This window comes from Nocardia macrotermitis (assembly GCF_009604405.1).
GTDB lineage: Bacteria > Actinomycetota > Actinomycetes > Mycobacteriales > Mycobacteriaceae > Nocardia > Nocardia macrotermitis.
Genome location: NZ_WEGK01000004.1, coordinates 256,645 through 277,200 on the forward strand (window position 1 = coordinate 256,645; position 20,556 = coordinate 277,200).

Consider the following 20,556-nt stretch of genomic DNA (forward strand, 5'->3'; position numbering starts at 1 on the left):
CTATTTGCCGAAGTCCGGGAAGCTACTCGTCGGTCTTCGGCACCCGGATCGCCGCATACCAATCCAGCAGATCCGGATCGTCCACGGCGGTCCGCTCGACGACGCGATCGGTCTCGGCACCTTGGAAGAGCTTCTTGATCGGCACCTCGAGTTTCTTGCCGGTGCGGGTGTGCGGGACGCCCGGCGCGGGGATGATCTCGTCGGGTACGTGACGCGGCGACACCTCGGCGCGGATGACGGAGGCGATGCGATCGCGCAGGTCATCGGTGAGTTCGGCACCGGCCGCCAGAACCACGAACAGCGGCATCCAGTAGCCGCCGCCGGGCTGTTCGACGCCGATCACCAGCGCCTCGGCGATCTCCGGCAGCGATTCCACGGCCTGATAGATATCGGCCGAACCCATCCGGATCCCGTGCCGATTCAACGTCGAATCCGACCGGCCGTGCACCACGACGCTCCCGCGCTCGGTGATCGTGATCCAGTCGCCGTGCCGCCAGACGCCCGGAAACATCTCGAAATACGCTGCGCGATACCGTGTTCCGTCCGCATCGTGCCAGAACCGCAGCGGCATCGACGGCATCGCCGCGGTGATCACCAGTTCGCCGACCGCACCGCGCACCGGCTGTCCGGATTCGTCCCAGGCATCCATCGCGACGCCCAGGAACGGCACCGACAGCTCGCCCGGCCACACCGGAACGTTCGGCGCGGCGCCGATGAACGCCGACACCACGTCGGTCCCACCGCTGATCGAGGCGACCTGCACCCGCGCACCGACGTGCTCCCCCAACCACAGTGCCGAGGATTCCGGCAGCGAGGCCCCGGTGATCCCGACCGTGCGCAACGCCGTAAGATCATGCTCCAGCCCGGGTCGCGCACCGGCTTTCATGCAGGCCAGCACATATCCGGGACTCGTCCCCAGCACGGTGGTGCGGGTCCGAGCGGCGATGTCCCACAACGCATCCGGCGTCGGATATCCGGGACTGCCGTCGTAGCAGACGATGGTGGCGCCGGCCAGCAGCCCGGCGACCTGGAAGTTCCACATCATCCAGGACGGGCTGGTGTACCAGAAGAATACGTCGTCCGGACCGATATCCGATTGCAGCGCAGTGGCTTTCAGATGTTCGACCAGCACACCGCCGTGTCCGTGCACGATCCCCTTGGGCAGGCCGGTGGTGCCGGAGGAGAACAGGATCCACAGCGGGTGATCGAATTCGACCGCCTCCGTGACGATCTCGTCATCTCCGGGCGCGCTGACCGTCGCCCAGTCCAGCGCGTCGGGCACCTCATCTCCCAGCCGCGACACCACGACCGTCGCCCGCAGTCCCGGCAGTCCTGCCCGCAACGCGGCGATATCCGCCCGCTTGTCGTGCGTCTTACCGCCGTACCGGTAGCCGTCGGCGGTCACCAGCACCACGGGTTCGAGCTGGCCGAGCCGATCCAGCGCGGCCTTCGCCGAATAGTCCTGCCCGCACGCGCTCCACACCGCGCCGATCGATGCCGTGGCCAGGAAGGCGATCACCGTCTCGGGGATATCGGGCAGATAGCCGACCACCCGATCGCCGGGCGCGACCCCCTGCTCCCGCAGCGTGCGCGCGAATGCCGCTGTCCGGCTGAGCAATTCGGCCCAGGACAGCTCGATGACCGCACCACCCTCGGCGACCGAGAGCACGGCCGGTCGATCCGACCGCGCCTGCCGCACGATCTGGTCGACATAATTCACCCGAATCCCCGGAAACCACTGCGCCCCAGGCATATCCGACCCCACGAGCACCTGCGCGGGCACCGGCCCCAGCTCGAAGTACTCCCACACCGCACCCCAGAAACCATCGAGATCCCGAACCGACCACTCCCACAACGCGTGATAGTCCGCGAACTCGATCCCCGTACGACTACTCGCGAACCGAGCGAAATCGGTGATCCGCGCCCGCGCGACGGCACTCTCCTCGGGCACCCACTGCGGCTGCATCATCCTCCACCTTCCTGCCCAGGAGAATCCATCGCACGCCCGACCGTGTCCTACCCGGCGATCGCCTCGCGTGCACCAGTTATTGTCCGCCCGCGGACCCACACCCGCCGCGGAACACCTGCGACATGCGGACCGATCGGCCCGTCCACCCTACGACCCCCCGGCCACGAACACGCCGCAACCCACCCGGCACCGGCCTCTCACCCGATGCCGACACCCCAGTGAAGACACCGCAAGCCGCGTACGCCGACGCGAACTATCTGACCTATCTGCCCGGCATGATCGCCGGTGCGGCGCAGACTCCGCCGGATCGCGGCCGCCCCCTCCGGATCACCGAGGTCCACCCGATCCCCCGCTCGAACCTGTCCGCCCCCGATCGAATCCGCGACCACACCTGTTCAGCCACAACATATCTCGACCAGGAACACACTCACTCCCGCCGCAACTCCTTCTCGGCGGTGGTCAACACACTGCGAATCCCCCCGAGCACCATGGGCGCCATCGCCGCGGTCCACAGATCCGCGAAGAGCGGTGCGGCGACCTCGAAATGCGCCGTCCAGCGAATCCAGGCCCCGTCCTCGGTCTCCTTGAATTCCAGGCAGCCGTCCTGGGTGCGCATCGGCGGATAGGAGCTGAGCAACTTGTAGCGGATCAGCCGCGGCGGTTCGTATTCGACGATCTCCTCGGTGACCCGGACCAGCGGTGTCACCAGCAGCCGCACCGCGCCGACGCCGTGTTCGACGAGATCGCCGGGCCGCACCAGCGTCACCCGCCGGATGATCGGCACACGCTGGAAATTCGTTGCGTCGGTGCACCATTCGAATACATCGGCCAGGGGTGCCCGAATGGTGCGCTCCAGCTTCACCGTGCGCATCGATCAGGACTCCGTTCATCAGGGGTGCGAGACTCGCAGCGCAGCCTATGACGCGTCACCCCCGGCGAGCCAGGCGAGCGGACCGAATCGATGCGGTTTCGAGACCGGCCCGCGACCCGCGTGTTCACGTAAAATATTGTGACAGCACGCTTTTCAGATCATAGCCCGATGCTTGCGCATCCGCTTGCGGACATCGCTCATCAGCACATAGGTGGGCAGATACCGGACGAATCGGGGAATGAACCGATTGACGAATCCCACGAAGACGAACAGGTTCTCGAACCGGCGCTGATCGATCGGCCGCCACTGCACACCCATCTGCTCGCGGAAGTACGGCCCGAGGAATCCCGCGGTGAGGAAACGCAGCAGCCCGCCGAAGAACACCCGGAAATACCAGTGGATCATCCGCAGATGCAGCAGATCGTCGACGTAGGCGGCGACCTTGTCGTCCAGCACCGCCAACCGGCACGCCTCGTTCCAGTACACATCGAATTCGACGCGCGTGGCGGGCCACATATCCAGCGGCACTTGCAAAGTCGTGCCCAGCGGCGCGGCCGTCCGGTAGAACGCCTCGGCCTCCTCGGGACTCATCCTGCCGTGCAGCAGTTGATACGAATCCTCGAATCCGATGTACAGGCACGCCGCCACCCACAGCTGTAGGTTGCGGTCGAACGCGTTGTACTTGACCGCCGCCCCCGGCTCGGATTTCACCTGCCGATGCGCGACGTTCACCGCCTCGCGGAACGCGGTCTTCTCCTCCTCCGACCCGAGAATGGCCACCGCGAGGTAGGAAGCGGTGGTACGCAAGCGTTTCCACGGCCGCACCATCAGCGCGCCGGATTCGACCTTGCTGTCCGCGACGCCGTGCCCGACGCCCGGCCGCGCCATCTGCATCGCGACATTGGCCGCGGCGCCGGCGAATTGCCAGAAGTCCAGCGCATCCCCCAGGCGCGGTGGACGTTTGGAGCCCAGCCGATGCCCGTCCGGAATGTGGATGCGGGTCTGCTCGACGGTCAACGGTTCGATGTCGTCGGAAGGCTCCACGGCCCGTGCAGCGGTCATCGCCACCCCGCCCTTCTCGCAGCTGCCGTCGCTGCGCTCGAAACTACCGGCTCAGTCGCCGAGCATAGCGCCGAACGGTCCCCGAACGAAACGGATTCGGCCAAATTGATCTATGAATCATCCATAACTTAATTTGTAGGCGAGGACTTCATGACGAGACATCGACGTGCAGACCTGCGCTCGAGACGAAAATATTCTGACGCAACCCCTTCCGTTGAGAGAGGAATCGTACGTAACATACGCAGCCGCGGGCAGTTGTTCTCCTGATCGAGCCGCCCGCATCCGAAAGGACGGATACCACCATGTTGAAACGGCTCGACCGGGTGCTCAGCTACGAGATGCGGGTCTCGGAGTTCCTGGGCACGCTGATCCTGATCGGCATCCCGTACGGGATCATCGGGTTGATCTGGAGCCTCACCCACACCTCCCACCTGCGGAACATGCACGGCATCGATGTCGTGATCTCGTTCCTCGGATCCATCGTGTGCTGGCCCGTGCTCACCTTCGCGAATGTGTGTATGACGTAATGCTGGCGCTGGTGTGGCTCATCGATCTCCTGGTCATCGCGATCCGGATTCTCGGTGGCCGAACGAAGGTCAATCCCGTTGTGCGCCTGGCACTCTGGCTGATCGTGCTGCTCGGCCTCGCGGCGGTGATCGCGGCGATCGGCGCGGGTCTGGTCCTGCTGGACCACTATCTGACATCCCTGAACTAAGTCGTACCGAGCCGATCGGCCATGGAGAAAGGATCGGCACCCGTGACCCGGACCCCGGTTCCCGAACAGTCGCTGCCGCCCTCACAGCGCCCCTACCCACCCGCGGAGGGCGAGCTGGCGCGGATCACCGAATCGGTGCGCGGGCTGTGGCGCGGCCATCCGCAGCAATCCCTGGAAACCCTCGGCCGCCAGGTGATGCTGGGCCGCGACGCGTTCATCGGACTGGTGCTCTCGCTGGTGCAGCGGCGATTCCCGTACCGGGAGTTCATCAAGCAGTGCGCGTTCATGGCCAATGTGTCCGCCGCGCCAACGGTTTTCGTCGCGATCCCGATCGCTGTGGTGGTCTCCATCCAGGTCGGCGCGCTGGTCAATCAGGTCGGCGCGACCACGTTCATCGGCGCGGTGGCGGGCCTGGGCATCATCCGGCAGGGCGCGCCGCTGGTGTCCGCGCTGATGATCGCGGGCGCGGTCGGCTCGGCCATCTGCGCCGATCTGGGCTCGCGCACCATCCGCGAGGAGATCGACGCGATGATGGTGATGGGCGTGGATCCGGTGCGACGCCTGGTCGCGCCGCGGATGGCCGCGGCGGTGCTGGTCAGCATCCTGCTGTGCGGGTTCGTGGTCTTCGTCGGCTTCGCCACCGCCTACATGTTCAACGTCTACGCGCAGTCCGGTACGCCGGGCTCGTTCATCGGCTCGTTCGCCTCGTTCGCGGTCGCGGACGATCTGCTGGTCGCGCTGACCAAGGCCGCGATCTTCGGGGTGCTGACCGCGATCATCGCCTGCGACATCGGATTGCATGCCCACGGTGGCCCCGGCGGGGTGGCCAACGCGGTCAACTCCGCGGTCGTGAGTTCGGCGCTGATGTTGTTCGCCACCAACATCATTCTCACCCAGCTCGACAACACGCTGCTCCCCTCGAAGGTGGTCTGAGATGGCCAGTAGCTACATCCCACCGGCCGTGCGACCGCTGCGCGCGGTCGGCGCGGTCGCGATGGCGCCGGTCGAGGCGAATCAGCGGCTCGGCCATCAGGCGATCACGTTCTTCCGGGCGCTGGCAGGAATTCCGTTCGTGCTCGAGCATTATCGGCGTGAAGTGGCGCGGTTGACCGCAGACGTGGGCTGGGGCAACGGCTCGCTGATCGTCGGCGGCGGCACCGTCGGCGTGGTGTTCATCCTGTGCGCGTTCGGCGGGATCATCGTCGGGATGGAGTCGTTCACGGCGCTGAACCTGCTCACCATGAGCCCGCTGACCGGCGCGATCTCCGGATTCGCCACCACCCGCGAGCTCGCGCCGATCCTGGCCACCCTGGCGTTCGCGATCCAGTCCGGCTGCCGATTCACCGCGCAACTGGGGTCGATGCGCATCTCCGAGGAGATCGACGCGCTGGAATCCATTGCCATCCGGCCACTTCCGTATCTGGTGAGCACCCGGATGATCGCCGCGACGGTGACGATCATCCCGCTGTACACGGTCGGGTTGGCCGCGGCCTACGTCGCCACCAAACTCACCGTGCTGTTCCTGGGCGGCACCACCGCGGGCACCTACGACCACTACTTCTATCAGTTCCTGATCGGGCACGACCTGTTCTACTCGCTGCTGAAGGTGGTGCTGTTCACGCTGCTGGCCACGTTCATCCAGTGCTACTACGGATTCGTCGCCACCGGCGGCCCGGAGGGTGTGGGCACCGCGGCCGGACGTGCGATCAAGATGGTCATCGTCGTGACGGTCTTCGCGGATCTGTTTCTGACACTGTCGATCTGGGGTATCGACCCCGGATTCCGGATCTCGGGATAGGGGGCGCACGTGATCCTCGATCCCAGTGGCAGAGGGGCCACCGCGCGCCAGCTCGGCCTGGCGGGCATCGCGATGATCCTGGCCATCGCCGCACTGCTGTACCTGCTGATGTTGCGCTACACCGGGCATTTCACCGAGAAGGTCCCGGTCACCGCGCAGCTCACCAGCACCGGGGACGGGCTGCCCGCGCACGCCGACGTGAAGTTCCGCGGCATGGTCGTCGGCACCGTCGATTCGGTGGACGTGGTCGCCGCGGGGGCCCGCCAACGTGCCGAGATCGCCCTGAAACCCGCTGTCGCGGAGACGATCCCGGCCAACGTCACCGCCCGCGCGGTGCCCAGCAACATCTTCGGCGTGACCGCGATCGAACTGGTCGACAACGGCCCGGACGCGGCCACCCTGCACAGCGGGATGACCATCGCCGAGGACACCGGCGCGCCCACCATCGCCTTGCAGACCACCCTGAACACCCTGCGCACGGTGCTGGACCGGATCCAGCCGGAGAAGCTGGGCCGGGTGCTGGGCACATTGTCCGCGGCGCTGGACTCCTCCTCGCGCGTCCCGGGTTCCACGATCGAGCGCCTGGATCTGTGGCTCACCCAGGTGCACGACATTCCGCACATCGGCGATCTGCTCGGCAATCTGGGCCGGGCCTCGCAGGCGCTGAGCGAATCCGCGCCGGATCTGGTCGGGGTGCTGGCGCAGTCCGTCACCACCGCGCGCACCCTCACCGAGAAGCGGTCGAATCTCGTTGCGCTGCTGACGAATGCGTCCGGTGCGGTCGATTCGGTGAACGCCCTGTTCGCCCGGAATCCGAACTCCGGCAAATATCTCGTCTCGGGTCTGGACGGACTGTTCGGCGGCCTCGCCCAGGATCCCCAGGCCATCCCGTTCACCGCCGCCAACCTCAACACCGCGCTGCGGCGGTTGCAGTCGGTATTCCGCTACGGCCCGCAGAAACAGATGGTGTGGACGATGGACGTCACCTTCACCCCGTTCCAGCAGTACACGGCCAAGGACTGCCCGCGTTACGGCACGCTGCGCGGTCCGCGCTGCGGTGGTCCTACCGTTCCGAATGTCGCGCCGCCGCAACAGTATCCGTCCTCGCTGCAACCGCAGTGGCTGGACGCCGCCGGACCGAAGCCGCTGCCGGCACCGACCCCGGCCGCCCCGGTGCAGACGCCCGCGCAGCCGCTGCTGCCGGGACTGTCCCAGCTGCCCGGTCTGCCGAAGATCCCGGGCATCACCGCCCCGGCCGCCGACCACACCGGAACCGATTCCGGCACAGTGCATCCCGCGTCGATGCGCGGGATGGCCGCGGTCGGCGCGGTGGTAGGCGGCAAGCCGAACGTGGCACAGGTGCTACTGCTGGGTCCGGTGCTCGCGGGTGGACACGTGACGGTGAGCGAAGGCGGTGCGGCGCAATGAGATCCGGTAAGGCAGCGGCCGGATTCGGCCTGTTCGCGATCGTCGCGATACTGCTCACCTACACCATGTACTCGACCCTGCAACGCTCGGTCGCCGGTGCCACACAGAGCTATTCGGCGATCTTCACCGATGTGCTGGGCCTGCGGGTCGGCGACGACATCCGGATGGCCGGGGTCCGGGTGGGCCGGGTGGACAAGATCGATTTCGGCGACGACTACCAGGCCAAGGTGGACTTCCGGGTCGAATCGAATCAGCACCCGACCAACACCACCAAAGCCCTTGTGCGCTACCAGAATCTGATCGGTCAGCGGTATATCGCGCTGATGCCCGGCCAGGACCCCGGCACGCCGCTGGCCCCGGGCGGGCAGATCCCGATCCAGCACACCGAACCCTCCTTCGACGTCTCGGCGCTGCTGTCCGGCTTCGAACCGCTGTTCTCGGTGCTGCAACCCGATCAGGTGAATTCGTTGTCCAAGACGCTGATCCAGGCGTTGCAGGGGAACGACGTGTCGATGAGCGAGCTGATCACCCAGGCCGCGCAACTGGCCACGACGTTCGGGCAGCGGGACAGGATCCTGGGCGACGTGGTGACCAACCTCAGCTCGGTCATCACGGGCCTGGCGCATCGCAGCGGCGATCTGGAAACCCTCATCACCCAGACCCGTTCGCTGATGGACGGCCTGTACCAGCAGGGCGCGGCACTGAAGAGTTCGGTCGATCGGGTGGCCAAGTCCACCGATGCCCTGGTCGGGCTCATCGCCCAGGTCAAGCCGGGTGTGGCCGCCGCGCAGAACAAGGCGACCAGCGGTATCGCACTGCTGCTGACCAACGGCGCGGCACTGGACACCGCCGCGGTCGAACTGCCGAACATCCTCAACCGGGTCGCGCAGTTCTCCGGTAACGGCGCGTACGGCAACGCGTACCTGTGCTCACTGGATGTCTCGCTGTGGGGCGTGCTGCTCCCGCCGGGGCTGTTCTCCCAGGTCGGCGGCAATTCACATTCGGAGGTGTGCCGATGATGGCACGGATACGAGCGATGCGGTCGCGGCTGCCGTCGGTGCCGCTGCCCGGTTTTCTCGGCAACAAATATCTGCGGCTGGGCCTGCTGGCCGCGGCGATCGTGGTGATCCTGCTGGTGGGCTCGAGTGTGCTGACCCAGACCAAGTTGGGGGACAAGACGATTCACGCCGAATTCCAGCAGGCCGCCGGTCTGCGGGCGGGCGCGACCGTGGACGTCTCGGGGATCGAGGTGGGTTCGGTGCGCGCGGTCCGGCTCGCCGGGACCAAGGTCGTCGCGGATCTGCGGGTGCGCGGCGATCTGCGCCTCGGCGCGGACGCCAAGGCCGCGATCAAGATGGAGACCATCCTGGGGCGCCTGCACGTGGATCTCAAGCCTGGCGACGGAAAAGGGCTGCCGGACAACACCATTCACCTGAACAACACCAGCGTCCCGTACAACCTGGGCAAGGTCATCCGCGATCCGCAGTACAAGCAGTCCTTCGACCGCATCGAGCAGATCGACCCGAAACAGCTGCGCACGGCCCTGGACACGCTCGACAAGCAGATGGGCAACTCCCCGCAGCTGGCTGTGCAGGCGCTGGACAGCATCGGCGAACTCGCCAAGGTGATCAACGACCGCAAGGGCGAGGTCGATTCGCTGCTCAAAGGCATGGACACGGTCTCGAAACTGGCCTCGGACAACCAGAACAGCGTCCTGATGCTGCTCACCCGCGGTGAGGCCATCGGCACGGCCGTGCAGAAGCGACAGGCCCTGCTGAAGAAGCTGCTGGACAATGTCGCGGCGCTGTCGAAGCTGTTCCAGGACATGGGTCTGGAGAACAACGCCCAACTGGGACAGACGATTCGGGACCTGAACACCATGTCCGAGGGCCTGCAGAAGAACAAGGACAACCTGGACCGGCTCTACGAGATCATGCCGGTCACGTTGCGGCAGTTCAACAATGTGCTCGGCAACGGCCCGTACGGAGATGTGTACGCGCCGTGGCTGTTCCCGGACAACTGGCTGTGTTTCGCGCACGCCGTACAGGGGTGCAAGTGATGAGAATTCGCGCACTGGTCAAACTCGCCGCGGTCTGCGCGCTGACCGGACTGGCCTCGGGATGTTCGCTGCTACCGGGCAGTCTGGGCTCGATGTCGGGCCAGTATCTGGGCTCGCACACGCACATCAGCGCCGATTTCGAGAACGTCGCGGGACTGTACGCCGGTAACGAGGTGGACGTGCTGGGCGTCCAGGTCGGCACGGTCGATTCGGTCGAGGCCAAGGGCAGCTACGTCCAGGTGACGATGAGCCTCGACCAAGGTGTGCAGATTCCGGCGGATGCCATGGCCGCACTGGTGAATCCGCAGCTGATCACCAACCGGCACATCGAATTGTCGCCCGCCTATTCGGGTTCCGGCCCGGTCATGGCCGACAACGCGCATATTCCGTTGCCGCGCACCAGAACTCCGGTCGAACTCGATCGCATCCTGCAAACCTTCGACCAGCTCGGCTCGGCCCTCAAAGGTGACAACCAGACCGGCCCGATGGCCAGCCGGGTGCTGTTCCCGCTGCTGAACGGCAACGGGGACAAGCTGCACACCACCCTCGACGCGTTGTCCTCGGCCTTCCAGACCACCCTGGCGAACAAGGACCAGATCTCCGAGACCATCGTCAAACTCAACGACATCACCCAGGTGATCGCCCAGAACGACACCACGGTAAGGGATTTCAGCGGCAAACTCACCGAACTGGTGAATCTGCTCGGCCAGCAGGCGCCCGGTCTGCAGGCCGTGCTGGCCCAACTCGACGCCTTCGTCACCAACACCTCGTCCGTGGTCGGGCAGAACAAGGATCAACTGGCCGGCGCGCTGAACCGCTTCGTGGCCATCAGCAACCAGATGCGTACCAACGCAAGGAATCTCACCGAGGTCGTCGACGTCGGCCCGCTGATGTTCCAGAACCTGGCCAATGCGACCAGTACCGAACACCAGGCCCTGCGCCTGCACGGTCTGCTCGACAAATCCCTGCTCGACGGCGAGGCCCTGTCGACGTTCTGCGAACGGATCCAGATGCGTTCGGACGGCTGCCGCACCGGCAAGATCGAAGATTTCGGCCCGGATTTCGGGCTCACCGCCGCACTGCTGGGGATCACGAGGAAATGAGACGACACATGCGAGTCCGGGCCGCGGCCGCGCTGGTGAGCGTCGCCGCACTGTTCGGCGCGTCGAGTTGCGCGGTCACCGTGCAGAATCTGCCGATGCCCAAACCCGGCATCGGCGGGCCCGGCTACACCCTGCACGCCACGTTCCGCGATGCGCTCAATCTGCCCGATCACGCGCACGTGCGGATCGGCGGCAGCGATATCGGCACCGTCACCGCGATCAGCACCACCAATTTCATCGCCGATGTGCAGATGCGGATCCGCGACGATATCCGGCTGCCCACCGGCACCACCGTCGAACTGCGCCAGGCCACCCCGCTCGGTGACATGTTCGTCGCGATGACGCTGCCCACCGCGGCGCAGGCCGGTCCGGACCTGAAACCCGGCGCCACCATCGGCCTGGATCGCACCGGCACCGCGGCCTCGGTGGAACAGTTGATGATGTCGATCGCCATGCTGGTCAACGGCGGCGGTATCAATCAGGCCGCGCAGATCACCGCCGAGTTGAATTCCATGTTCGGCGGGCGCGCACCGCAATTGGCGCATCTGCTGACCGAATTGACCACGGTGATCACCGATCTGAACAAACGCACCGGCGATATCGACAGCACCCTGAACGGCATGAATTCGCTCACCGGCGAATTGGCCAGGCACAAGACCGAACTCGGTGCGGCGGCCGATACCTTCCCGAAACTGCTCGGGCTGTTCAACGAGAACAATCAGCGCATCGTGGACCTGACCACCAAGGTGGCCACCACGATGGACGCGATGGGTGATTTCACCGACACCACCGGACCGCAATTCCTGAGCCTGTTCGACAGCATTCAGAAATTGATGAACGGATTCACCCAGATGGGCGACAATTTCACCCAGGCGCTGAGCGAATTGCACGCCATGTATCCGCCGCTGATGGCGAGTCTGCGCGGGCCGGTGCTGGCGGTCGCGGCCACGGTGTCCTATCTGAGCGTCGGGGCGCTGACCGATCCGAAGGGCAGCCGCTGGCCCGAGGTCGGTGATGTGCCCGCGTTCATCGGCAGTCTCGCGCAGGTATTGGCGAAGGTGTTCGGCCGGGTCACCAGTCCGCCGCAACCGGTTCCCGGAATACCTTCCGGCACAAAGAATCCGGCATTCGTCCCCGGGGTGCCCTCGGCCACGACGAGTCCCGCGATACCCGGAACCTCGCCGAGCACGACGAATCCCGCTCTCCCAGCACCGATTCCGGGCGTGCCCGCGCAGGGAGGTGCGCGATGAATCCACCGCTGTGGCAGTGGCTGGTACGCAAACGCATCACCCTGGCCAATATCGGGTTGGTCCTGGTGCTGATCCTGGGCTGCGGATATCTGGGCCGGGAAGTGTTGCGGTTCAACCCGTTCGCGCGCGACTTCCACGTGACCGTGGATCTGGCGAACTCCGGCGGGCTGCTACCCGGTGACGACGTCACCTTCCGCGGCACCCGCGTCGGCAAGGTGAGCGAGGTGCGCGTCGCGGGCGACGGGATCGCCGCGGTCGCCGCCATCGACGCGGGCACGAAGATCCCGGTCGGCGGCGTCGTGCACATCGGCCGGTTGTCCGCGGCCGGTGAGCAGTACCTGGACTTCCGCCCCGACGCCGACACCGGCCCCTACCTGACCGACGGCGCGCGGATCGAACGCGCCCGCACCAGCGTGCCCGTCCCGATCCAGGACGTGCTCACCGATATGAGCGGCCTGATCAGCGGTATGAATCCGGACCGGCTGGACGTGGTGATCAACGAGCTGGACAAGGCGCTGGCCGGCGGCCCGGACAAGATGCGCAATATGATCGCCGGGCTCAGCGAGGCCATGGCCGGCCTGACCAATCTGCTGCCGCAGACCCGTCAGCTGATCGAGAACCTCGAGGTCATCGCCGACACCACCCAGCACGCGCAACCCGATCTGGGCACCCTCACCGCCCGCGGCACCGCGCTGTTCCAGCAGGCCACCGCGGCCGACGCGGAGATCCGCAAACTGCTCGACCAGGGTCCGGACGAGCTGGCCACCCTGGGCGGGGTCGTCGCGCAGAACCAGGATCCGATGACCGATCTGGTGACCAACTTCGTCGCCATCACCAAGGCCGCCAAACTGCGGCAGCCCGCCATCGAGGCGCTGTTTCCCGCACTCCGCCAAGGCATCGCGGCCCTGGGCGTCCCGGCGCACGACGGCAGCTACCACACCCTCGTCGATCCCTGGCCCCGCCCGACCTGCGACTACAAGACGATCCCGCTGGTCCCGACGAACGTCGCCGACACCCGGGTCCGGCTCTACAACTACTGCGTGACCGACAACCCGGCCCTGCAGGTGCGCGGTTCGGCCAACGCTCCGCGCCCCAACGTCCCGAACAACGGCTCCGGCCCGCCCCCGGATGTCACCGGTAACGAGCTGTCCCGACCCATCTCCGGCAACTGAGTGAGGAGCCGAACCCCATGAGCGACAAGGTAACCGATTCCGCGGACGCCGAATCCGACGACGCCGCACCGGCGATCACCGAGCAGGTCGGTGCGTCCGAAACCAGCGCTGCCACGGCGGATTCCGAGTCCCACGCCGCCGCACCGGCGGTCACCGGGCAGGTCGACGCATCCGAAACCAGCGCTGCCACGGCGGATTCCGATGCCACGGCCCCGGCGGACTCCGAGTCCACAGCGGAATCCGCCACCGCATCGACTGCCGCCGAATCGAACGCCACCGCATCGAACGACGCCGTATCGACTGCCACCGCATCGAACGACGCTTTATCGACTGCCACCGCATCGGGCACCACCGAATCGGACACCACCGCGTCCAACGCCACCACGTCCAACGGAACGGACTCCGGGACAGCCGAATCCACCCCCACCGACGACACCGCGGACTCCCCGTCCGACCCCGACGGCAACACACCCCGGACACGCCGAATCCGCGCTCCGCGGTTCGGCCGCACCACCCGTATCGCGGTATCCTCTGTCGTCGCAATCCTTTTCATTGCGGCGGTCGCGTCGAGTGTCTACTTCTACCTACAGAACGAGCACAACGAGGCGACCCTCACGGCGCAGGCACAGGCACGCGACGTCGCCTGCAAGTACGGCCCGACACTGGCCACGTACGACTCGAAACACCTGGACACGTATTTCCAGGCCGTGCTCGCGGGCGCGACCGGGGATTGGCGCAAGCAATTCGACACGACCAGTAAGGACCTGCGTGACGTGCTGATGAAGGGCGAGGTGACCACCACGGTGAGCGACACCCAGTGCGCGATCGTCTCCGGCGACACCACCTCCGCGCAGGCCGTCGTGGTGGTCGGACAGACCATCACCAGCCTCGGTACGCAGGGCAAACCCGAACCGGGACAGCTGTCGCTGTCGATGCGGCTGGAGAAGGACGGCGACCGCTGGCTGGTGAACAAGGTCGGCTCCCCACTCGCGGCGGTGCCCGGTTCCCAGCCCTAGCCCGGTATCGATACCGCAACCGTCGGTAACACAGGAAGGCGGCAAATCGCCTGCTGGCTACCATGGCGATCATGAACATTCCGGGAACGCCACGGCGGTGAACCCACCGCACCGGCATCCCGCCAGTCGCGTGCGCACACCGAAATCCGGCGCGCGCACGCCGTCACCGAAAGACAGGCCAGCACTGTGAGCCGAGGTCAGCGCGATACCGCGCACTCAGCAGAGGTATCGACGACCGGAAAGCCCGACCGGGTGATCCGCCGTCGCCCGAAGAATCGCCGCGCGCAGATCGCGGCGACCTCGGCCGCTGCCTTCGGTTCCCTCGGCTACCACGGCGTCAGCATGGAGGACATCGCCTCGCGCCTGGGCATCTCCTCCGCGGCCCTGTACCGGCACTACCCGAGCAAATACGCGCTGTTCCGCGAGGAGTTGCTGCGGCTGAGCGCGGCCACCGTCGTCACCGTCACGCTGCCCGAGGAGGCGGTGGACTGGAGTGCGGAGCGGCGGCTGGGCCACGTCATCGATTCGATGATCGCCGACGCCATCGCCAATCGCCCCACGGTCGCGCTGACCCGCTGGGAACGGCGCTATCTGGACGACACCGACCGCGAAACCCTCGACGAGCAGTTCCGCACCTCGATCGCGGTGGTGCGCCGGTTGATCGACGAGCTCCGCCCGGAGTTGGGCAGCCGCGACAGCCTGGTCCGCTCGGTGACGCTGTTCAGCCTGATCAGCAGTATCGGCGACCATCACGCCGCGCTGCCGATGAAACCGCTGACGGCCGTGCTGAATTCGGCCGCGTGGGCGGTGGTGCGCGCGGATCTGCCCGAGCCCCAACTGGATCCGCGCACCCCGCGCGCGGTGGAGATCCCGCAGTCGTTCAAACACGAAGTGCTGCTGCGCAAAGCGGTCGAGCTGTTCCACGAACGCGGCTATCCGAACGTCAGCGTCGAGGACATCGCGACGGCCGCGGAACTGTCGGCGGCCTCGGCGGTGTACCGCTACTACCGCAGCAAGAGCGATCTGCTGGCGGCGGCGTTCCGGCGGGCGGCCGATCGGATGGCGAGCGCGATCGGTCCGGCGACCGCGTCCTCGACCACTCCGGCCGAGACGCTCTCGAAACTGATCGATCTGTACGTCGCGGGCTGTTTCGCCGAGCGGGACCTGACCTTCGTGTACTACGCGGAATTCGGGCACGTGCCCGCCGAGGAGCGCACGATGTTGCGCAACGTCCAGCGGCTGATCGTGGCCGAATGGGTGAACCTGCTGGTGGAGGTCCGGCCGGAGCTGTCCCAGGGCCAGGCCCGGATCCTGGTGCAGGCCGCGTTCAGCCTCGTGGTCGACCTGGGCCGCGTCTTCGGCGAGGACGATCGGATCTGCCCGAAGGATCGGGTGATCAGCCTGCTCGAGGTCGTGCTGTTCGGCGCGGCGCGCTGATTCCCTTGCGCGCGTTCAGGATCCGTAGCGCGGCCAGGGGTAGAACGCTAGGTGCAGCAGCAGGATCACCAGCAGCGCGAGGATGATCGCGGCGACCGGGTGCGCGCGGCGTTCCAGATAGCCGATGGTGCGAAACAGCGTGGGGAACGGCACTTCTCGCGCAAAGAACATCGCCAGCACGCTGGGCACGATCACCCACAGCACCGCGATGAGCCCGTAGAGCACGTACGCGCCGGCGTAGGTACCCGGATGCAGCGGCCGGGCCCCGGCCGCCACGACCAGCCCGACCACGAGTCCGGCGATCGCCACCACCAGATACCACCCCATCCCGGCGGACCGCACCGCCTCGGCGTCCCGGGTGGCCCGCCCGTTGACCGTCGTCTGCTGCCCCGGCACGATCCGCGGCCGCGCCGGATGCGAAAGCAACTGCGGCACCGCGTAATACCCGAGCACGACGATCACGAACACCACCACCAGCCGCACCCACGAATGCGCCGCCTCGAGATGCCCGACCGTCGCCGAGATCGTCGGCCAATCCCCCACCCCGAACACCGAAGCCAACTCCGGCCCCGCGATGGCCAGCGCCGCCAACCCCCACATCAGATACCCCCAATACTCCGCCGACCACCCCCGAACAGCCGGCACATCGACCCCAACCTCACTCATACCCCCGGTGTACCACCGCCCACCCCCGACCACACCACCCCACCCACATCGGATGCCACACCGACACCACCCCGCAACCTCCCGCCCCCGAACCCATTGCGGCCGAGCCCCGACAACACAGGACTCGGCCGCAACACATCTCGAAATCCGCCCCGACGCACGGACCTCCCGGCAGCTCACCCACACTCCGTCGACGGGCATCCCGTCCGACCACCTCAGAGTCAGCCCCGAGACCTCCGGCCCTCGACGAGGCCCTAGGTCACCTGCCCATACGACATCACCTCCGGTCATCAGACCGCTGCCGCAACACATCTCGACAGGCAGGCTGACCCGCAGTCACCGGATGTAGTCCGCAGCCCAGGCCCACTCAGCCTCGGCCGCAACACATCTCGCTGTTCAGTGCCGCGGCGGGATGGTCAGGTTGTAGAGCTGAACGCCGTCGACGGTGGTGGGGGTGTAGTGGGCTTGGACCCAGGACGTGATCTGGCCGCCGCTGGTGGTCGAGGTGCTGGTCTTCTCGGGTGCGTCGGCGGGGTGGGCTGTCGTGGAGTCGCGGTGGGCGCTCGTCGTGTGCACGTCGGATTCGTCTGCGGCGGTGTCGCTTCCGGTGCCGTGGACCTGGGGGCGGGCGTTCATCAGGAAGTAGTGGATATCGCCGTCCTCGACGTACTGCCGGAACTGCGCCAACGTCGGGGAATCGTCGCGGCCGCTGAAACCGCCGATGGCCAACAGCGATGCGCCCGTGCGCAATTCGATCGTGCTGACCTGCTGCGAGCCGACCGCCGCAGCCGCCCAACGGTTGTCGGTGTCGGACAGCATCGCATCCAGACGCGCCGTACTCTTCGCCGTCGCACTGTGCCCGGACCCGTTGCCGCGCAACCGAACCGGGCCACTGTACGGACTCCCGCCACTGTGCGGCAGCGCCACCGTCTCCACGGCGTAGGCGGCGGGACCGGCCAGTCCGGCGATCACCGCGACGACCGCGACCACCACGCCGAACCGACGCGACCGGGCGGGCCCGAGGATCAGCAGCGCCGCCGCCACGAATCCGGCGATCACCAGCGTCCAGCGCAGCCAGGGCAACCACGTCGGCGTCTCGTCGAGCAGATGGAACACCCACAGGCCCGTCGCCGCCGACATCAACCCCAACCCGATCCGCGCCGCGAGATGCTCGCGGCGCGCCCACAGCAACGTCCCGCCGATCCCACCGAGCGCCGCCAACGCCGGAGCCAGCTCGATCGTGTAGTAGGTGTGGAACGAGCTGCTCATATAACTGAGCACCAACCAGGTACCCACCAGCCAGCCGCCCCACAGGATCAGCCCGGCGCGAGCGAGATCGGTGCGCGGCGCACGACGGGTCAGCCACAACCCGGCCAGCAACCCGATCACCGCCGCCGGTACCAGCCAGGCGAATTCGGTCGCCAGCGAATCCTGCAACAGCCGCGTCAGCCCGGTGCCACCGTGCGCCATCCCACCGAAATGCGGCGCCTGCGCGTGCGCGGCAGCGGTCGTGGCATGTGCGCCACCCGGATCGACGGCCGTGATCGACGGCACGTGCGCGGCGGTCGTCGAACCTTGCGGCGCGGCAGTCGCGATATGCGTCGTCGCGCCGCCCGTCCCGGTGGTCGGAGCGTGATGCCGATTCTTGTTCCCCAGCACCCGCCCCAGCCCGTTGTACCCGACCGCCAGATCCCACAGGCTGTTGTCGGTCGACCCACCGATGTACGGCCGCGAATCCGCGGGCCACACCTGGACCAGCGCCACATACCACCCCGCCGACACCAGCACCGCCACCCCCGCGGTCGCCAATTTCCCGATCCGGGACCAGAATCCGCCCGGCATCGCCACCAGCACCACCAGCGCCAACCCTGGCAACACCAGGAACGCCTGCATCATCTTGGCCAGGAACCCGAACCCGATCGCCACCCCAGACAACGCCAGCCACCCGGTCCCCGCCGACCACCATCGCGTCCCCGGCGACCGCAGCGCCCGCACCACACAGTAGGCCGCCGCGACGACCAGCAGCATCATCAGCGCATCGGGATTGTCGTACCGGAACATCAACGCCGCCACCGGAGTCAGCGCCAACCCGACACCCGCGATCAGCCCCGCGGCGTATCCCGCACACCGGCGCACCGCCCCGTACAGCAGCGCGACTGTCGCGACCCCGAGCAACGCCTGCGGCAGCAGCATCGACCACGAGGTGAACCCGAACACCCGCCCCGACAACGCCATCACCCACATCGCGGCGGGCGGCTTGTCGACGGTGATGCCGTTCCCCGGATCCAGCGAGGCGAACAGCAGCGCCTTCCAATCCTGCGTCCCCGCCTGCACCGACGCCGCGTAGAACGGATTGGCCCAGCCCGCCGAACTCAGACCCCACAGATACAGTACGGCCGTCGCGATCAGCAGTGCGGCCAGACTCGGACGCACCCAGCGCGGCCGCGCCTCACCGGGATCTCGCCCCGACCGCATCGCGGAGGCGCCCGCGTAGTCCTCGATCACCGCACCCTCGTCGACGCCGGACATCGACACCATCTTCCCGCCTTCCGCCAGGGATCTCCCCGCTGTCCGCCAGAGCGTAGAAACGCCGTCCGGCAGGCTCGCTGTGCCCTGGCTGGGAACATGCTGTGCAGGAGGTAGGTCCGGGCGCGAACGCGGTTCAGGCGGCCTGCGGTCGCATCATCGGCGGGCGCAGCGCGGTGGCCGGTCCGGCCCGGTACAACTGGGCGGGACGACCGCCGTCGCGGGTGCTGGTCCGCCCGGTCGCCTCCACGAATCCGGCGGTACTGGTCACCTTGCGATGGAAGTTGCGCGGATCGATCGCGGTCCCCCACACCACCTCGTACACCCGCCGCAGCTCGGCCACGGTGAACTCGCGACCGCAGAACGCGGTCGCCAGCGGCGTGTGCTCGAATTCGGCGCGGGCACGCTCGACCCCGTCGGCCAGGATCCGGTGATGGTCGAAGGCCAGCCGCCCGGGATCGGCCAGGATCTGCTCGGCGGACCAGATCGCGGCGGCCGTGGCGTCCCCACCCGCGGTGGGCGCGGGCAGATTCGGCACCAGCGCGAGATAGGAGGTACTGATCACCCGGCCGCGCGGATCCCGGCCCGGTTCGCCGTAGGTGGCGAGCTGTTCCAGATGCATCCGGTCCGCCCGGATCCCGGTCTCCTCCCGCAGCAGCCGCACGGCCGCCGTCGAGAGGCTCTCGTCGGTCTGCACGAAGCCGCCCGGCAACGCCCATCTACCTCGATACGGTGCGTACAGCCGCTGCACGAGCAGCGCACACAGGGTGTCGTTGGGCGCGTTCCGAGCGCCGAGGGTCAGCACGACGAGATCGACGGCGACCGCCGCGTTGAGGCGAAAAGCATTGCCCATGACCGAGATTGTAATCGTCACCCTGACGATAACAGTCGGTGCGGGCAGGCTTCCGGTCGAACGATCAGTTCATCGCGACGGGCATGAACGGCGCGTAGTCACGCACATGCCCCTCCACCCAATCCCACAGCGACACCGGATCCACCGCGACGCCGCGCTGGAGGATCAACCGCCAGCCCTGCGCCTCCTTCTCCCACACGTCCCCGTCACGATCCAGGTAATATCCCGCCGCACTCGGTTCGGCGGATCCACTGTCGTTAAACACCAGCACATCTCCTGACTGTTGTTCCACCAGGATCTCCGCGGCCTCCCGCCGCCGGTTACAGCTCTGGCTCATTACAGCGCACCCCTTCGTACGACAACCTCGGAACATATTCCGAGACACTCTCTTTCGAACGTCTTCCGATCGAATTGATGCCAACCTTCAACTCAGGACCAACAGCGTATGCCGACATTAACAAAACATGCTCGCACCTTGGGTTACGTTCGAGATACAGCCCTTCGCCGGACACCGATCGGAAGCTTTGCCGAAGACAAATGACTAATGGCCCACGTGGGGCGATTTGCCCGAATGCGGGCATGACCGGCCGGGGTGACACGACAACAAGTCCGCGAGTCGGTTTCGGTCGCT

Annotated in this window: 19 protein-coding genes; 12 read left to right on the forward strand and 7 right to left on the reverse strand. The window is 66.8% G+C overall.

The window, feature by feature from the left end:
- Positions 1-22 precede the first annotated feature (22 nt).
- The 3 genes from NRB20_RS11155 to NRB20_RS11165 all read right to left on the reverse strand — a co-directional run bounded on the left by NRB20_RS11155 (position 23) and on the right by NRB20_RS11165 (position 3,902).
- Positions 23-1,969: an acetoacetate--CoA ligase gene (locus NRB20_RS11155; RefSeq protein ID WP_153410006.1), complete on the reverse strand. Its 1,947-nt coding sequence runs from the start codon at positions 1,967-1,969 to the stop codon at positions 23-25.
- Positions 1,970-2,396: 427 nt separating this feature from the next.
- Complete coding sequence (locus NRB20_RS11160; protein ID WP_153410007.1) at positions 2,397-2,840, reverse strand: SRPBCC family protein; 444 nt, start codon at positions 2,838-2,840, stop codon at positions 2,397-2,399.
- Positions 2,841-2,993: 153 nt separating this feature from the next.
- Complete coding sequence (locus tag NRB20_RS11165; RefSeq protein WP_153410008.1) at positions 2,994-3,902, reverse strand: oxygenase MpaB family protein; 909 nt, start codon at positions 3,900-3,902, stop codon at positions 2,994-2,996.
- 302 nt (positions 3,903-4,204) lie between these two features.
- Here NRB20_RS11165 and NRB20_RS11170 point away from each other — a divergent pair, with 302 nt between their 5' ends.
- The 12 genes from NRB20_RS11170 (at position 4,205) to NRB20_RS11225 (ending at position 15,880) form a co-directional block, all read left to right on the forward strand.
- Entirely contained in the window at positions 4,205-4,429 is a 225-nt protein-coding gene (locus NRB20_RS11170; RefSeq protein WP_153410009.1) for a hypothetical protein, read from the forward strand.
- Positions 4,429-4,617 (forward strand): hypothetical protein, encoded by a 189-nt coding sequence (locus tag NRB20_RS11175; RefSeq protein ID WP_153410010.1) that lies wholly within the window; start codon positions 4,429-4,431, stop codon positions 4,615-4,617. The genes NRB20_RS11170 and NRB20_RS11175 overlap by 1 nt, the downstream gene beginning before the upstream one ends.
- 42 nt (positions 4,618-4,659) lie before the next feature.
- Positions 4,660-5,550, forward strand: a complete 891-nt coding sequence (locus tag NRB20_RS11180) for an MlaE family ABC transporter permease (protein ID WP_406603809.1) — start codon at positions 4,660-4,662, stop codon at positions 5,548-5,550.
- A 1-nt stretch (position 5,551) separates the two neighbouring features.
- Positions 5,552-6,415, forward strand: coding sequence for an ABC transporter permease (locus NRB20_RS11185; protein ID WP_153410012.1), 864 nt, complete (start codon positions 5,552-5,554; stop codon positions 6,413-6,415).
- A gap of 9 nt (positions 6,416-6,424) precedes the next feature.
- Positions 6,425-7,843 (forward strand): MlaD family protein, encoded by a 1,419-nt coding sequence (locus NRB20_RS11190; protein WP_319944746.1) that lies wholly within the window; start codon positions 6,425-6,427, stop codon positions 7,841-7,843.
- Positions 7,840-8,862, forward strand: a complete 1,023-nt coding sequence (locus tag NRB20_RS11195) for an MlaD family protein (protein ID WP_153410013.1) — start codon at positions 7,840-7,842, stop codon at positions 8,860-8,862. Before NRB20_RS11190 ends, NRB20_RS11195 begins: the two co-directional genes overlap by 4 nt.
- Positions 8,859-9,902, forward strand: coding sequence for an MCE family protein (locus NRB20_RS11200; protein WP_194289802.1), 1,044 nt, complete (start codon positions 8,859-8,861; stop codon positions 9,900-9,902). Before NRB20_RS11195 ends, NRB20_RS11200 begins: the two co-directional genes overlap by 4 nt.
- Positions 9,902-11,005: an MCE family protein gene (locus tag NRB20_RS11205; protein ID WP_153410014.1), complete on the forward strand. Its 1,104-nt coding sequence runs from the start codon at positions 9,902-9,904 to the stop codon at positions 11,003-11,005. The genes NRB20_RS11200 and NRB20_RS11205 overlap by 1 nt, the downstream gene beginning before the upstream one ends.
- Positions 11,006-11,013: 8 nt before the next feature.
- Entirely contained in the window at positions 11,014-12,255 is a 1,242-nt protein-coding gene (locus NRB20_RS11210) for an MCE family protein (protein ID WP_153410015.1), read from the forward strand.
- Positions 12,252-13,427, forward strand: a complete 1,176-nt coding sequence (locus NRB20_RS11215; protein ID WP_153410016.1) for an MlaD family protein — start codon at positions 12,252-12,254, stop codon at positions 13,425-13,427. The genes NRB20_RS11210 and NRB20_RS11215 overlap by 4 nt, the downstream gene beginning before the upstream one ends.
- 17 nt (positions 13,428-13,444) lie before the next feature.
- Positions 13,445-14,443 carry a hypothetical protein gene (locus tag NRB20_RS37515; protein ID WP_194289803.1) on the forward strand — a complete coding sequence of 333 codons (999 nt, stop codon included), beginning with the start codon at positions 13,445-13,447 and terminating at the stop codon, positions 14,441-14,443.
- A 186-nt stretch (positions 14,444-14,629) separates the two neighbouring features.
- Positions 14,630-15,880: a TetR/AcrR family transcriptional regulator gene (locus tag NRB20_RS11225; protein ID WP_319944747.1), complete on the forward strand. Its 1,251-nt coding sequence runs from the start codon at positions 14,630-14,632 to the stop codon at positions 15,878-15,880.
- Positions 15,881-15,895: 15 nt separating this feature from the next.
- Here the strand turns inward: NRB20_RS11225 and NRB20_RS11230 are convergent, their stop codons facing one another.
- From NRB20_RS11230 to NRB20_RS11245, 4 genes are all read right to left on the reverse strand, one after another.
- On the reverse strand, positions 15,896-16,546 hold the full coding sequence (locus NRB20_RS11230) for a hypothetical protein (RefSeq protein WP_153410017.1): 651 nt from the start codon (positions 16,544-16,546) through the stop codon (positions 15,896-15,898).
- 396 nt (positions 16,547-16,942) lie between these two features.
- On the reverse strand, positions 16,943-19,084 hold the full coding sequence (locus NRB20_RS11235; RefSeq protein WP_319944748.1) for a glycosyltransferase family 39 protein: 2,142 nt from the start codon (positions 19,082-19,084) through the stop codon (positions 16,943-16,945).
- A gap of 124 nt (positions 19,085-19,208) precedes the next feature.
- Positions 19,209-19,925 (reverse strand): NUDIX hydrolase, encoded by a 717-nt coding sequence (locus NRB20_RS11240; protein ID WP_153410018.1) that lies wholly within the window; start codon positions 19,923-19,925, stop codon positions 19,209-19,211.
- A 64-nt stretch (positions 19,926-19,989) separates the two neighbouring features.
- Positions 19,990-20,262, reverse strand: coding sequence for a hypothetical protein (locus tag NRB20_RS11245; RefSeq protein WP_153410019.1), 273 nt, complete (start codon positions 20,260-20,262; stop codon positions 19,990-19,992).
- Between the last annotated feature and the right edge of the window lie 294 nt (positions 20,263-20,556).

What these genes read in the sequence shown, in the direction of transcription:
- NRB20_RS11155 (WP_153410006.1), bottom strand. Translation starts at nt 1,969, where the DNA reads ATGATGCAGCCGCAGTGGGTGCCCGAGGAGAGTGCCGTCGCGCGGGCG.
- NRB20_RS11160 (WP_153410007.1), bottom strand. Translation starts at nt 2,840, where the DNA reads ATGCGCACGGTGAAGCTGGAGCGCACCATTCGGGCACCCCTGGCCGAT.
- NRB20_RS11165 (WP_153410008.1), bottom strand. Translation starts at nt 3,902, where the DNA reads ATGACCGCTGCACGGGCCGTGGAGCCTTCCGACGACATCGAACCGTTG.
- NRB20_RS11170 (WP_153410009.1), top strand. Translation starts at nt 4,205, where the DNA reads ATGTTGAAACGGCTCGACCGGGTGCTCAGCTACGAGATGCGGGTCTCG.
- NRB20_RS11175 (WP_153410010.1), top strand. Translation starts at nt 4,429, where the DNA reads ATGCTGGCGCTGGTGTGGCTCATCGATCTCCTGGTCATCGCGATCCGG.
- NRB20_RS11185 (WP_153410012.1), top strand. Translation starts at nt 5,552, where the DNA reads ATGGCCAGTAGCTACATCCCACCGGCCGTGCGACCGCTGCGCGCGGTC.
- NRB20_RS11195 (WP_153410013.1), top strand. Translation starts at nt 7,840, where the DNA reads ATGAGATCCGGTAAGGCAGCGGCCGGATTCGGCCTGTTCGCGATCGTC.
- NRB20_RS11200 (WP_194289802.1), top strand. Translation starts at nt 8,859, where the DNA reads ATGATGGCACGGATACGAGCGATGCGGTCGCGGCTGCCGTCGGTGCCG.
- NRB20_RS11205 (WP_153410014.1), top strand. Translation starts at nt 9,902, where the DNA reads ATGAGAATTCGCGCACTGGTCAAACTCGCCGCGGTCTGCGCGCTGACC.
- NRB20_RS11210 (WP_153410015.1), top strand. Translation starts at nt 11,014, where the DNA reads ATGCGAGTCCGGGCCGCGGCCGCGCTGGTGAGCGTCGCCGCACTGTTC.
- NRB20_RS11215 (WP_153410016.1), top strand. Translation starts at nt 12,252, where the DNA reads ATGAATCCACCGCTGTGGCAGTGGCTGGTACGCAAACGCATCACCCTG.
- NRB20_RS37515 (WP_194289803.1), top strand. Translation starts at nt 13,445, where the DNA reads ATGAGCGACAAGGTAACCGATTCCGCGGACGCCGAATCCGACGACGCC.
- NRB20_RS11230 (WP_153410017.1), bottom strand. Translation starts at nt 16,546, where the DNA reads ATGAGTGAGGTTGGGGTCGATGTGCCGGCTGTTCGGGGGTGGTCGGCG.
- NRB20_RS11235 (WP_319944748.1), bottom strand. Translation starts at nt 19,084, where the DNA reads ATGGTGTCGATGTCCGGCGTCGACGAGGGTGCGGTGATCGAGGACTAC.
- NRB20_RS11240 (WP_153410018.1), bottom strand. Translation starts at nt 19,925, where the DNA reads ATGGGCAATGCTTTTCGCCTCAACGCGGCGGTCGCCGTCGATCTCGTC.
- NRB20_RS11245 (WP_153410019.1), bottom strand. Translation starts at nt 20,262, where the DNA reads ATGAGCCAGAGCTGTAACCGGCGGCGGGAGGCCGCGGAGATCCTGGTG.